Origin of the sequence: Flammeovirga pacifica (assembly GCF_000807855.2) — a bacterium.
Classification (GTDB): domain Bacteria; phylum Bacteroidota; class Bacteroidia; order Cytophagales; family Flammeovirgaceae; genus Flammeovirga; species Flammeovirga pacifica.
In genome coordinates, this window is sequence record NZ_JRYR02000001.1 from 1,018,724 (window position 1) to 1,032,907 (window position 14,184).

Consider the following 14,184-nt stretch of genomic DNA (forward strand, 5'->3'; position numbering starts at 1 on the left):
TTTTTGCAAAAAAATAAATTGATAATAAATAATTTTTATGGCCAACGTTAAACCAAAAAAGCATTTAGGACAGCATTTCCTAGAAGATATGCAAATTGCAGATGATATTGTGAATGCAATGACTCAACATGGCGGATACAAAGAAATCTATGAAATTGGTCCAGGTACTGGTGTTTTAACTACACGTTTGCTTAAAGATGAAAGATATAAAACAACTGTTGTTGAGATTGATACTGAATCTGTAGATTATCTTAAAGATGTTGTTGGTCTACCGGAAGATCAAATTATTGGTGGAGACTTTTTGAAATTAGACTTTGATAAAATCGCTCCACACCCAGTGGGTTTAATTGGTAACTTTCCCTACAATATTTCAACACAAATCTATTTTAAAGTGTTAGAACACAAAAATCAGATTACTGAATGTGTGGGAATGATTCAAAAAGAAGTTGCAGAAAGAATTTGTTGTAAAACAGGTGGAAGAACAGCAGGTATTTTAACTATTCTAGTTCAAGCATTTTTTGATGTAGAATATTTATTTACTGTCCCTCCAACTGTATTTAACCCGCCTCCAAAAGTAGAATCTGCTGTCATATCTTTAAAAAGAAATAATCGTAAAGAATTAAACTGTGACGAAAAACTATTTTTCAAAGTAGTAAAACAAGCATTCTCTACAAGAAGAAAAACACTTAGAAATGCTATGAAACCATTTGGTTTACCTGCCGATTTCGTCAAAAAAGATATTTTCTCTTTAAGAGCTGAAGCGTTAAGTGTAGACGACTTTATTCAATTAACTGAAGAAATAGAAGCGATAAGAAACTCATAGTTTTATTAGCTTTTCGATATGAGTGTATTTATTTTGTTTATCATATAAATGAAGTAAATACACTCCTTTTTTTATCCTAGATACATTAATATTTTCATCTTTATTTAACTCACCACTTTGAACAGCCTGCCCTGTGATATTATAAATTTGATATTTAATTTGTAATGAATTTTGAGTTTTAATATTCAACACATCATCCATAGGGTTCGGGTACACCTTAAAAGTAAAGTTATTTTTATGGGTAGATGTAATAGGTTGATAATCCAAAGTAATATCATAAGTCTTACTACTTTCAATATTTTTACTTTGTGAATTTTGAATTATATAAGTAACATTAAGTTCTTTACCTGATAAACTAATCTCGTTTAAATCAAATGCCCAACTATTCTCTATCAAATTTATTTCTCCAAAATAATTAATAAACTGATGCTCTAATGAATCACATGACTCATTAGTTGTAATTAGACAATATATTTTTTCCTCTGATAGAATGGGTTGGCGTAAATAAAATTGAGACTGTATTTGATTCTCGTCTTGTGTTAACTCCACATTGAATCTTTCACTTTTTAATAATGTTCTATCTAGGTTGTTATTGATAGTTTTGAGAAAATTATCTGAAGTTACTTCATCTATTAATTCTCCATCAATAAACACTAAAAATTCATTATCAATATGGTTTTGAGATGTGTTGTAATAATAATTTCTAGATAAAAAATGATCATTAGAAAAATGACAAGAGTTAGAGGAGTATATATTGACATCTACGAATCTTTTTTCTTTAAGATTCTTCTTTAGATCATCAAGTAGATCACCTTGATTTGTAAGTGTTGCATTTGGGAATATCTCTACTAAAGTCGAATGACTTTGTTCAAGAATAGAAAAACTTTTTAACCCTATTGAATTTGAAGATAATTGAGTAGCATTTCCGGTACATATTAACCTAAAAGCTATATTTCCTTGTTCTTTGATATTCGATAGATTGAATTTAATTAATTGATTTTCTAAATCATGGTAAGACCAACCGATCCCATTGGGATTAGAACGTATTGAATTATTATATACAGATGATACGTTATAAGGAAACCAAAATGTAGAATCTTGATCACCAAGCATTTCCCAAGAATCACCATAATCTGTACTATATTGAAGAAAGACTGCGTTTTTATTATCTAAATCAATATCTAAGGACATTTCTAATACAGGGATATAGAACTGTGATAAATCAAAAACAGGTGAATAAACAGCAGCAATACCCGTATGATTCAATGTATCAATTTTCAATATTTCTTGATCAATAACCCATGAATTTTGCTGTATAGAATCTGGCCAAAGTGTGAACTTCTCTTCGTTGTTGATTTTACCATAGACCCATTTCTGTTCTATATCTTTTACTGTAAAATTGAAAAGATCAGAGTGGGTTAGTATTGGTAAGATATATGAAGCTGTTGCACCACATTCATCTCCTTCTGAGGATGCCAAAACTCTTATATTTTTGACGTTTCCATCCGTGATACTAAATGGTATTACATCTTCTTTTAATGAATAAACCTGATTAGAAAAATCAATATGATCATTTTGCTCAAAGCTATAAAAGCGAGATTCAAAGGAAATTGGATCAAAAAAAAGTTCGTGATTATTTTTATTCATATAAATAATATCAGACTTCAAGTACTGAGTTACCTCCTTTTCTTTTCTTAATTGAATATTATCATCCGCAATCATTTGTTCTTTAAGAAAGTATTTCAATTTAAATTCTTGCTTTATGCTACTTTCTTTATTGAAAAGTTTATCAGCTTCAATAGTTATTAAGGTCTTATTATCAAAATCTCTCAAAATTGAATCTTTTGAATTAACTATCTGTATATGAGTATCTTCATTTTGGGAATAAAAAGAATCAATTGAAAGAATTATTTCATTTATTGTATTCATACAAATAGCTTCTTCATTACCTTCAATAAGTTTTTTTGTTGAAACCAGTACGTTTAAAGTGTCTTCAGAAATGCCTCCAAACTGATCTATAAATCTAGCAACTACAATCGTTTCACGTGTTTCATCATCAATTATTGTCGCATTTTCCCATAGATAGTTAGCATCTATTTTTTTTGATGGTTTAACCGTTAATCCAAGATTGTTTTGATAATTTGTAATGAATTCGAAATCTTTTATCTCTCTCTGAAGAACAAGGTCATCTTTATAGTCAAAATATACATTTGGTGTTTTAGAAAAAATGATTTTTGGGGCTATTTCTGATGTGACTCCCGCTTCGTTATGAAGTTCTACTTTTAATTGCAAATAGCCTTCGTCATTATCATCTAAAAAATCTACTTTTTTCAGATCGTCTGTTGTAAGAGTAAACTTTATTACTGAATCTGCTTTTACTTCATTAATTAATTCGATAGTCTTAATTAAAGTGGCAGTTGTATTCTCTATAATATCAATTTTTTTAGCCGAAATATCATTTCCAATTACTTTATTTTTCAATTCAATCTCTTGACTAAATTTATATTGATTTTCTAAAGGACTCCACTCCCACATATTAAAAGGAATTTCAATAAAATTCACAGAAAATGAAGGAGGAAAAGGTTTTTCAATTTTGGGCCCTTTAATGTTAGTTATTAGGTATTTATTATGACTCATGTCTTCAAAAGAAACTTCCATTAAAATGGATGTATTATCTGGAAAATTAACATCGGTATAAAAGTCAATATTAATATTCTCATCGATAATAGATGTTTCACAATACACCGCGTCATTATCTAATCCTAAAAACCTGACTTGTATTGTTTCTTCTAAAATATAAGAGGTAATAGTAGTGGGTATTATCAAATTAACTTGTTCAAAAATAACATAATCATCGGCACTTACTTCTTGACCTTGATAATTAAAAAATTGAAGTTCTTGGTGATTGTAAAAGTTTTCTTTGGGGACTATATAATTAAAATTATATCCCACCACCTTTTTGTTCATATTTTTATCCAAAGATGTAAAAACGATCTCTGCTTTATTAACAAAACCGTTTTGAGAGAGTAAAAATTCTTTGTCAAAATATGTTGTCAATTGACCATTAATCCATGACGGATATAATTCTTGATTATTATTATTTACACTAATATGACCTATAGTTTTATCATATGAAAAATCTTTAACTGTTGTAATTAAACTTAAAGTACTTGATAAGTCTAAAAAAAATCCTTCTGAATATAAATTGACTTTATTTATATCAAAGGGATCAAAATCAAAAATTGGTACTTTATCATCAATATAAAATCTCTTTTGAATACTCTTAACAGTATTATTATAAGTAACTACCAAGACACTAAGATCAATACTTTCACCTTCTAGGTGAAATAATTCAAATTCGCTAAATATTAGATCCGTATAGAAACCAAACTTGTTTTGATCGATGTATATATCTGGATCAGAAAATGGTATAGACAATAGCTCATCTTTATATTTTATTTCAATTTTTGATACCAATTGATCTATATTAACTCCATTATTTGTATTGTAATTTATTGTAATAAACTCATCATTATTGAGGTATAAATTCTCATCTTCAGTTGAAATATTTGAGATAAATAAATCTGAAAAAATGAAATCTTCATATTCATTTAATAATTCTGTTTCCGAATTAATTGCATTTTTATATTTAAATTCTAGTTTAATTTTATTATTAATTGAGAAATCTTCCCAGAATGATTGTTCATTATTACTCTCTAAATATTTAAGTCTTATTTTATTATCATGCACTTTTTCATATGAAACGGGGAAAATAGTCTTTTCATCATTTCCAGCAATAAATGAACAAGGATAATGATTTAGATCAGAAATAAAAACCAAATTATCTCCTTCTATTTCAATTATAAAATAAATAGGTTCTTCCAGAAAAATACTTTTTTGTGAGTTCTTTAAACCTGAATATCCAATTAAAATGATTGAAGTTTCATCATTACTTTGACCTTTTAATAGATTGTCACCTTTGGCCATCGGCATTGCAAAAAATAGCACGAAGAGAAATAAGCATGTAGTGACACGCTTTAGTATAAATAGATTAGTTTTTGTCATGAATCGTTAATTTGTAAATCGTTAATACTGCAAACATAAGAGCCTTTGTTAACAAGAGCAAATAATTAAGCGAATAATGTTGTTTATTTTTATATCATGAAATGTTTGTTATAAGAACAATTGTCAGTATATTGATCAAAAATCAACTTAACGAATCAATTATCCCGAAAATGACAATAAATCAAACTAAGTTTTACGAACTATGGTTAAATAATATTCCTGGAATCGGAGGAGCAACAAGTAAATTATTAATCAGTCATATTGGTTCAGCTGAAGAAGTCTATAAATCAAAACCATCTTCTTTAAAAAAAGTATTGGGTATAGGAGAAAATACGGTTCATTCTATCCAACAATCAAAAAAGTATTTGAGTAAGATTGAAAATGAAGTTAGGAAAATTGAAAAAGGAGATGTTCGTGTATTAACTTATACTGATGAGGATTTTCCTAAAAGGATGAAATTACAAAAAGATGCCCCCTATCTTATTTATGTAAAAGGAAAAGCGAAAGGTTTACATGCTGCTAAAACAGTCGGTATCGTTGGATCAAGATCAGCCAACCAATATGGTAAAGGTGTAACTGCTGAACTTGTTAGAGAATTGTCTCAATTTAAAGATATCAATATTATAAGTGGATTAGCTTATGGAATAGATATTCAAGCACATAAATCTTCATTAGATAATAAAGTGGGGACTATTGGAGTCTTAGCCAATGGTCTCAATAAGGTATATCCATCAATTCATTCAAAAGTTGCTCATGAAATGGTGAATGAACACAATAGTGGTTTAATTTCTGAAAACTTGATGGATTCTGAACCTGATGGGCCTAAATTTCCGGCAAGAAACCGAATTATAGCTGCTCTTTCTGATGTGTTAGTTGTAGTTCAAGGAATGAAAAAAGGTGGTGCTTTAATCACGGCTGATATTGCCAACAGCTATCATAAAGAGGTTTTTGCAGTACCAGGCAAAATTGACGACCCTCTTTCAGAAGGTTGTAATAATTTAATTAAATATCAAAAGGCTAGAATTTTAACTAATACCAATGATATCATTAAAATGATGAACTGGGATATTCAACCTGTGAAAAGTAAACAAACCATCTTATTTAGTGAGAATGATTTATCAAAAGACGAAATAGTAATTGTAAATTTGATAAAAGAACATGATTATCATATTGAAGAATTAGCAATACAATTACAAACACCTATTCCTAAACTTTCTGGTAGGTTACTTCAGTTGGAGTTAAAAGGAATTATAAAATTAAAACCAGGAAACATTTATGGTTTAAAATAATAATTATGAAGATAGTAATTGCCACTAATGCATTTAAAGGGAGTATAAACTCTATTGATGCTAGTAATATTATAAAAGAAGCTTGGTTAAACGTCCGTCCAAATGACACTGTTATAAATCTACCTCTTGCAGATGGTGGTGACGATTTTGACCATGTTGTTGGATTAAGAAAAAATGGTAAATGGATTGAAGTATCAACGAAAAATGCTTTAAATCATTCTCATACTTACGGTTATTATAAAGTAAATACTGCTACAGCTGTTATTGGATTGGCTGGAAACTGTGGTTTAAGTACTTTAAATGATAATGAATATGATGCTTTAAGAAGTACAACTAACGGACTTGGTATAACTATAAAAAAAGCTATTGATGATGGCTGTACAGAAATAATTATTGGATTAGGCGGTAGTGCTTCTACTGATTTTGGATTAGGAGCTTTATATGAATTAGGATTAAAATGTCTTGATCATAACAATGAATCAATTTTACCAAACGGAAGTAATTTAAGCGAAATTGTACAATTCGAACTTTCTGACCTTATAGAAAGCACCAAAAACATAGACTTTTATATAGCAAATGATGTCAATAATAAACTCTATGGCCCGCAAGGTGCTGCATATATATTTTCTCCACAAAAGGGTGCTTCAAAAAAAGAGGTAGAAATATTGGATAGAAATTTAAGACATATTGCTGATATTGCTCAAATTTCTACTGGTATTGAAGTTTTTGATGTAGAAGGTAGTGGTGCCGCTGGAGGTACTGCAGCTGGTTTTATGTCATTTTTAAATGCCACACAACTAAGTGGCAGCTCATTTATCATGGATTGTTTTGATATTGATGAACACCTTTTGGGTACTGATCTTATCATTACTACAGAGGGAAGCCTTGATAATCAATCACTGAATGGTAAACTTCCATATCAAATTGCATTAAAAGGTGATGATTTAAACATTCCGGTTATTGCACTTGTTGGAAATAATCTATTGAATAATTCTCATCAACATCCCTTCTCATCAATAATTAATATCAATCAAAAACTTGATAATGACTTCAAAAAATTTGCAGAAGAAAATTTATCATTAACTACAAATGAGTTGGCGAAGCTTATCTGTTTGTATAAATAAACTTCATAATTAACAGATTTAACAAAAAATTACATCATAAAAATAAGTTTTTTTATCATCTTGCATAGATAATTGGAATTGTATTTTTACTACAATAAATACTCTTTCAATTGAAATTACTCAATTAATTAATAGCAACCTTCCATCTCTATGACAAATACAATCAAAATGTATGCAACCATTTTCTTTACAATGGTTTGTATCCCTTTTGTTTATGGACAAAAAGAGTTTTATAACAACAACAAATTCAAGCAATTAGACGAAGAACTTCCAACTCCAAACGTGTACAGAACTGGTTCTGGTGCACCAGGTGCTGAGTATTGGCAACAAAAAGCTGATTATGTGATAGAAGCTTCTATTGATGAAAAACTCCATAGATTAAACGGAAAAGAAACAGTAACTTATTTCAACAATTCTCCGGAAACGCTTACTTATTTATGGATCCAATTGGATCAAAATATGAGAGCTACTGATTCTGATACTTACAAAATCAGACAGAACAAACTTAAAAAAGGAACAAATATCAATCAGTTGGCTGCAATTGATGGATTTCCTGAGTATGATGGAGGACACAAAATTCAGAAAGTAACTACTTCTGATGATCAAGATTTGAAATATACCATCAACAAAACAATGATGAGAATTGATTTACCTACTCCATTAAAGTCAGGTGAAAACTTTTCTTTCAAAATTGATTGGTATTATAATATCAATGATAGACTTCTTATGGGAGGTCGTGGAGGTTATGAAACTTTCGCTGAAGATGGAAACACTATCTATACTATTACTCAATGGTTCCCAAGAATGGCTGTGTATGATGACTTTAATGGTTGGCAACACAAACAATTCTTAGGTAATGGTGAATTTGCTCTTACTTTTGGTGATTATGATGTAAAGATTACTGTTCCTTCTGATCATATCGTAGCATCAACTGGTGAGTTACAAAACCCTGATGACATCTTATCTGAAACTGAAAAGAAGCGTTTCGACGAGGCTAAAAAGTCAGATAAACCTGTAGTTATTGTTACTCAAAAAGAAGCGGAGAAAAAAGAAAAAACTCAAGCATCTGATACAAAAACATGGCATTATAAAGCTGAAAATGTTCGTGATTTTGCTTTTGGCTCATCTCGTAAATTTATTTGGGATGCAATGGGTGTTGATATCAATGGTAAAACAGTAATGGCAATGTCTTATTATCCTAAAGAAGCTAATCCTCTTTATGGCCAATACTCTACAGAAGCCGTTGCTCATACACTAGAAGTATATTCAAAATATACAATTGATTATCCTTATCCAGTAGCCATCTCAGTAGAAGCATCTAATGGTATGGAATACCCAATGATTTGTTTCAACTACGGACGTCCCGAAAAAGATGGTACTTATTCACCAAGAATCAAGTATGGAATGATATCAGTAATTATCCATGAGGTAGGACACAACTTCTTCCCTATGATCATTAATTCTGATGAAAGACAATGGACTTGGATGGATGAAGGTTTAAATACTTTCTGTCAATACCTTGCTGAACAAGAGTGGGAAGATGGTTATCCTTCAAGAAGAGGACCAGCTGAAAACATTGTTCCTTACATGAAAGGTGAAAAAGATAATATCACTCCTATTATGACAAACTCTGAATCTTTAAAGCAATTTGGTAATAATGCTTATGGCAAGCCTGCAACAGCTTTAAATATCTTAAGAGAAACAATCATGGGGCGTGAATTATTTGATTATGCGTTCAAAGAATATGCAGAAAGATGGGCATTTAAACACCCTAAACCTGCCGATTTCTACAGAACAATGGAAGACGCCTCTGCTGTTGACTTAGATTGGTTCTGGAGAGGATGGTTCTATACAACTGAAGCTGTAGACATTTCTATTGCTAATGTAACAGTACAAGATTTAGATTCTCAAGATCCTAAAGTGGAAGTTGCTAAGAAAAAAGCTGAAAGAGATAATCAGCCTAAGCAAATTACAACTATCCATAATGAGGAAATTAAATTAGAAACTAGAGTAGATAAAAGACCTGAATTAAAAGATTTCTACAATAGTTATGATCCTCTTGATGCTGACATTGAAGATTACGATAACTATAAAAAATATCAATCAAAACTTAATAAAAAAGACAAAGAGTGGTTGGCTTCAAAACACTTTGTATATCAATTAGATTTTGAAAATGTTGGTGGTTTAGTAATGCCTATCATAGTTGAACTTCAATATGCTGATGGTACTTCTGATAAGAAATACATCCCTGCCGAAATTTGGAAAATGGATGATAAAGTAGTTTCTAAAGTTTTTGTTTGCGAAAAAGAAGTTACTCAATTTGTTCTAGATCCAAACAGAGAAACTGCAGATGTGGATACAGAAAATAACTACTATCCAAGAAAGCCTGAGGTGAATCGTTTCAAATTGTATAAGTCTGGTGCTAATCAACCAAGAACTTATGACAGTGGAAACCTCAACCCTATGCAAAAAGCAAAAAAGAATAAAAAGTAATTAAAACTTATAGCGACCTGCATATTTATTTATGCAGGTCGCTTTTTTATATCACATGCAAAAGATCAATCTACTCATTACTCTTACCGTATTTTCTCTTATTACTCTTCCTACTTACGGTCAGAAAGACGCTTACAACAACAATAAGTTTAAACAATTAGACCAAGAGTTACCAACTCCCAATTCGTATCGCACTGGAAGTGGAGCACCAGGTCATAAATATTGGCAACAAAAAGCAGATTATACCATTGAAGCTCTTTTAGATGAAGAGAAAAATCAATTACATGGTAAAGAAACTATTACGTACACTAATAACTCTCCTGATAATATAAAGTATTTATGGGTTCAATTGGACCAAAATATGAGAGCAACTAACTCTAATACCTATAAAATCAGACAAAATAGAATTGATGAAAAAGCAAATTCTAGATACTTTGAAAGTATTAGTGGTTATCCGAATTATGATGGTGGACATAAAATTTTGGAAGTAAAGTCTAAAGAAGGTGAAGATATTCCATATGTCATAAATCAAACAATGATGAGAGTAGATATGCCCCAAGAATTAAAACCTGGAGAGCATTTTTCCTTTAATATTAAGTGGTACTATAACATCAATAATAGAAAATTGATGGGTGGCAGAGGTGGATATGAAACATTTAAAGATGGCAACACTCTTTACACATTAACTCAATGGTTTCCTAGAATGGCCGTTTATGATGATGTAAATGGATGGCAAAACAAACAATTCTTAGGAAGAGGTGAATTTGCTTTAGCTTTTGGAGATTATGATGTTAAACTAACTGTTCCTGATGATCATATTGTGGCATCAACGGGGTCTCTTCAAGACTCAACAGTTTTAACAGAAACACAAAGAGAACGACTAGAAGAAGCAAAATATAGTAATAAACCTATTGAAATTGTCACTAAAAAAGAGGCTATCAAGAACGAAAAGAAAAAAGGTAAAGGAACAAAAACCTGGCATTATAAGGCAGACAATGTAAGAGATTTTGCACTTGGTTCTTCAAGAAAATTTATTTGGGATGCAATGGGTGTAGAACAAAATGACAAAATTGTCATGGCTATGTCTTATTATCCAAAAGATGCCTATAACCTTTATAATAGGTACTCTACAGAAGCTATAGCACATACATTAGAAGTCTATTCAAGAATGACATTCGATTATCCCTACCCTGTGGCTATATCAGTTGAAGCAGAAAATGGAATGGAATACCCTATGATTTGTTTTAATTATGGTAGACAGGATGAAGAAGGTAATTATTCATCAAGAATTAAATATGGTATGCTTTCAGTAGTTTTTCATGAAGTAGGTCATAATTATTTCCCTATGATTGTCAATTCTGATGAAAGACAATGGACTTGGATGGATGAAGGATTAAACTCATTTCTACAATTCGTAGCTGAACAAGAATGGGAATGGAATTATCCTTCACAAGAAGGTTTTCCTGATAATATCATTGAGTATATGGAAGGTGTTCCAGAAGGTATGTCCCCTATTATGACTAATTCTGAGTCTATCAAACAATTTGGTTGGAATGCTTATTCTAAACCCTCTGTAGCATTGAACGTTCTTAGAGAAACAATCATGGGTAGAGAATTATTTGATTATGCTTTTAAAGAGTATGCACAAAGATGGAAATTCAAACACCCTACTCCAGCAGATTTCTTCAGAACTATGGAGGATGCTTCTGGCGTAGATCTAGATTGGTTTTGGAGAGGATGGTTTTACACCACAGAGGCTTGTGACATATCCATTGCTGAGGTGATCACAATGCAATTAGATACGCAAGACCCTAATAAGGAAATGACTCATCTAAAAGCTCTTGAAAATGATAAAAGACCTACTATTACGGAAATAAATAATCAAAAAGAAGGTCTTGAAACAAGAGTTTCAAAAAATGAAAACTTAAAAGACTTCTATAATACAGACTACAAATATTCTGTTTATCAAGATGATTTAGACAAATACAAAAAGTATCAAAACAGTTTAAACGAAAAAGATAAAGAATGGATGGAGTCAAATAAGTATGTTTATCAAGTGAATTTCGAAAATGTTGGAGGCTTAGTCATGCCAATCATTATTGAGTTAAACTTTGAAGATGGATCTAAAGATAAAAAATACATTCCTGCTGAGATTTGGAAAAAAGACGATAAGATTGTTTCAAAAGTCTTTGTAACCGATAAAAAAGTCACTTCATTCTTTCTAGATCCGAATAGAGAAACTGCTGACATAGATACTTCAAACAATCATTTTCCTAGAAGAAATTCTGTCAATAGATTTCAGCTTTATAAAAGTAAAAAGTAGTATATTCATTCTATAATAATTACTATCTATCCTTTTTGAGATGAATAAAACGGAGATTTTAAAAATAACAGGAGAGCAATTGATAAAATTTAGCCAAGTATTTAAAGAGGCTAAATTTTGGAGAAAGTTAATGAAATACGGTAAAAAGGCAGGTTTCAAACTATCTTTTTATGCTGTGACCTTATTCTACACCATGTTGGATGAAGATACTCCAAACTCTTCTAAACTAGTCATCATGGGTGCTTTAGGTTATTTTATTATGCCAATTGATCTTATACCTGATATTGCTCCTGGCATAGGTTTTACTGATGATTTAGCCGCATTAAGTAGTGCTTTTTTTACAGTAGCACTTCATATTAAACCAAAACATAAGGAAGATGCTTTCCTAATTATGAAAAAAATATTTGGCAATGATCTCCAAATAAGTCAATTAGAATTTTAAAATACTACATCAAAGGCCTTGAAAACATCAAGGCCTTTTTTGTTACTAAAACATAACTGAAAGCTGATTAAAAACAGATTTTTCAAAAAAAGATTAACCTAACTTAAATAACGATAAAATAACTGACCTAATTGAACTCTACTTTGTCGTAAAAGGTATAAAACTTAATGTATCGAATACGAAAAATAATTTGTATGATACTTTTAAACCTAATTTATTAAACCATCATAACTATCAAGCAAATGATCAAACTACGATTCAAAGCACTTGGTATGCTTGCGTTAATTACAACTCTATTAGCGAGTTGTTCAAAACAAGGACCAGAATATGTTTCGGATTATGATGTCGTGATTACTAATTATGACCCTGAAAAAAAAGAACTATTTTCCGAAAAGAAATCTTTTGGTATGCCTTGGAAGGTTGTACACGTAGGTGATACAACTATCACAGAACCCACAGAATTTGATATTAAAATTCTAGAGACAACAAAAAGCGAAATGGAAGCTAAAGGATATACATATATCCCTGAAACAAGTAGTGACCATCCTGATATTGTTGTTTTATGTTATTCAGTAACAACCACAAGTGTTTATATGTGGTGGGATTGGTGGGGCGGTTACCCTGGTTGGGGCTACCCTGGATTTGGACCTGGTTGGGGATATCCTGGATATATGTATCCTGTAAGAGGTATATACGCCTATCAAAAAGGAACTGTAATGATTGAAATTGCAGAAAACATTCCTGTTCATCTACCTGCCGGTGAAGACAATGAAGTTAAATACCCAATTATGTGGGAAGGTGTAACTAATGGGTATACAACAAATACTCAAAATGAAATTATGAGAGTGGAGAAAAACATAAAACAAATGTTTGTCCAATCTCCTTATATCCAAACTGGTGCCTCAAACTAATAGTAATATGAAAAAAATAATAACTTTAGTGGTTGCATTAATGGCATTTTCTGCAACAACTTTTGCACAAGAAAAAATATTGTCATTACAGTATAGTATGGCTACTCCTAGTGGTAATACTGCCTCATTCACAGATGCTTCTAGTTTTAGAGGTGGTACATTAGAATATAGACATTTTATTAACCCAAGCATGAGTGTAGGCTTTTCTTTAGGTTATCAAAAGTTCTATAAATACCAAGGTTACAATACCGTAGAATTACCGGGTGGTGATGGTCATATTTCTGGTCAAGAGTACAACTATATTGATCAGTTTCCTATCATGGCTACTTATCATTACTACTTTGGAGAACAAGGTGGGATCAGACCATATATAGGTGGTGGTATTGGTGCAGCACACTATGAATACACTAATCAAATGGGATCTATGGCATACGTAGGAAAGCAATGGCATATGCAAATTGCTCCTGAAGTAGGTGTTTTATTCCCTATCGGTCATTCAGTATACTTACATACTAATGTAAAATATAATTATGCATTTGAAGCAGGAAATTATTCTGCTCAACAATATTGGGGATTCAACGTTGGTTTAGCATTTGATTTATAAACTTTACAATACCCCTTAACATTATATAGAAGACAACCTTTTTGGTTGTCTTTTTTTTATTTTCATTTTATTTTTAGACAAGCCTAAAAATATTTTCATATATTTGTACA

At 30.9% G+C, this 14,184-nt stretch carries 9 protein-coding genes; 8 read left to right on the top strand and 1 reads right to left on the bottom strand.

All coding sequences use genetic code 11. The features are described from left to right. Positions 1-37 precede the first annotated feature (37 nt). Entirely contained in the window at positions 38-823 is a 786-nt protein-coding gene (rsmA, locus tag NH26_RS04140) for a 16S rRNA (adenine(1518)-N(6)/adenine(1519)-N(6))-dimethyltransferase RsmA (RefSeq protein ID WP_044221988.1), read from the top strand. Here rsmA and NH26_RS04145 read toward each other — a convergent pair. After that, positions 818-4,888: a T9SS type A sorting domain-containing protein gene (locus NH26_RS04145; RefSeq protein ID WP_084812055.1), complete on the bottom strand. Its 4,071-nt coding sequence runs from the start codon at positions 4,886-4,888 to the stop codon at positions 818-820. The genes rsmA and NH26_RS04145 overlap by 6 nt on opposite strands. Positions 4,889-5,058: 170 nt before the next feature. Here NH26_RS04145 and dprA point away from each other — a divergent pair, with 170 nt between their 5' ends. From dprA to NH26_RS04180, 7 genes are all read left to right on the top strand, one after another. Further along, positions 5,059-6,177: a DNA-processing protein DprA gene (dprA, locus tag NH26_RS04150; protein WP_044221997.1), complete on the top strand. Its 1,119-nt coding sequence runs from the start codon at positions 5,059-5,061 to the stop codon at positions 6,175-6,177. A 5-nt stretch (positions 6,178-6,182) separates the two neighbouring features. Beyond that, positions 6,183-7,301, top strand: coding sequence for a glycerate kinase (locus tag NH26_RS04155; protein WP_044221999.1), 1,119 nt, complete (start codon positions 6,183-6,185; stop codon positions 7,299-7,301). A 150-nt stretch (positions 7,302-7,451) separates the two neighbouring features. Next, entirely contained in the window at positions 7,452-9,794 is a 2,343-nt protein-coding gene (locus NH26_RS04160) for a M1 family metallopeptidase (RefSeq protein WP_317040955.1), read from the top strand. 55 nt (positions 9,795-9,849) lie between these two features. Then, on the top strand, positions 9,850-12,117 hold the full coding sequence (locus NH26_RS04165; RefSeq protein WP_044222002.1) for a M1 family metallopeptidase: 2,268 nt from the start codon (positions 9,850-9,852) through the stop codon (positions 12,115-12,117). Positions 12,118-12,157: 40 nt separating this feature from the next. Continuing rightward, positions 12,158-12,559 (top strand): YkvA family protein, encoded by a 402-nt coding sequence (locus NH26_RS04170; protein ID WP_044222005.1) that lies wholly within the window; start codon positions 12,158-12,160, stop codon positions 12,557-12,559. Between the two features lie 242 nt (positions 12,560-12,801). Then, positions 12,802-13,470, top strand: coding sequence for a DUF4136 domain-containing protein (locus tag NH26_RS04175; RefSeq protein ID WP_044222007.1), 669 nt, complete (start codon positions 12,802-12,804; stop codon positions 13,468-13,470). A gap of 7 nt (positions 13,471-13,477) precedes the next feature. Continuing rightward, the gene (locus tag NH26_RS04180; RefSeq protein ID WP_044222009.1) at positions 13,478-14,074 is read left to right on the top strand and encodes an OmpW family outer membrane protein; all 597 of its coding nucleotides are present in this window, start codon (positions 13,478-13,480) and stop codon (positions 14,072-14,074) included. Positions 14,075-14,184 lie beyond the last annotated feature (110 nt).